The 919-nt window shown below is 78.6% G+C and carries 2 pseudogenes; one reads left to right on the plus strand and one right to left on the minus strand.

The features are described 5' to 3' along the window. A pseudogene (locus E1258_RS32870) lies at window positions 1-330 on the plus strand (hypothetical protein); the annotation flags it as partial. Window positions 331-336: 6 nt separating this feature from the next. On the opposite strand, the pseudogene E1258_RS32875 reads toward E1258_RS32870, so the two are convergent. After that, window positions 337-919, minus strand: a pseudogene (locus E1258_RS32875) (serine/threonine protein kinase); the annotation flags it as partial.

Genomic DNA, 919 nt, shown 5'->3' on the forward strand with positions numbered 1-919 from the left:
CCACCGGCCAGCACGGACGCGCGCACCCGTACGCCCGCCGCGCCGCCGTCGCCGACGGGACTGCCCGACGCGTGCCTCGGGGCGGTCCGGTACGAGCTGGTGCTCGCCGAGACCGAGCTGGCGCTGCTGCCCGCGATGTGTTTCGCCACCGGGGCGGTGCTGGCAATCCGGGGCATCGGCCCGGGCGAGGTGACCGTCGACCGGGAGGACCTGGTCTCGCGCAGCTACGAGGCCGGGGTGGTGGAGATCCGGTTCGTCCGCGCCGGCACCGTGGTCGTGCTGATCCCGCAGGAGGGCACGACGTACCCGCTCACGGTGGTGGTGCGTTAGCGGCGGCTACCGCACCGCCACCCCGGCCAGCAGCGAGTCGACGAAGTCGGGCCCGCTGCCCGCCGGCGGCGCGACCTGCACGTAGAGCAGCCCGGCGCGGCCGGGGCCCAGCCCGGCGGCCTCGACGAGCACCGGCCGGCCCCGGGGGCAGGTGAACCACGCCACCACCCAGTCGATGCCCGCTTGCCGGGTGTGCCGCGTCGGGGCCGCAACGCAGTCGGCGTGCGGGCGCTCGGCGACGAAGCCCGCCGGAGTGGTCCGCGCGGCGATGCCGGCGGACAGGCCCACGAAGGCTCCCGGCACCGTGGGGTCCGCCGCCCACCGGTCCGGGTCCGGGGACATCACCAGGGCCGGTTCGAGGCGGCCGTCGGCGTCGTACTGGCCGGCCCAGCCGGTGCCGGTGGCCCGCCAGCCGGCCGGCAGCGCCACGGTGACCGACCCGCTGGTCCAGGTACCGGCGTCCCGGCCGGCGATCGCGGCGTCCCCGGCCGTGGCCCCGAGGGCGGCGAGCGCCACGACGCCCAGCCCGACGGCCACGAGCCGCCGCCGCGCCGGCCGGCCCCGGACGACCATCGGCCCGTCCCCGTCC

It is taken from the genome of Micromonospora sp. KC207 (assembly GCF_004348615.1).
Lineage (GTDB): Bacteria > Actinomycetota > Actinomycetes > Mycobacteriales > Micromonosporaceae > Micromonospora.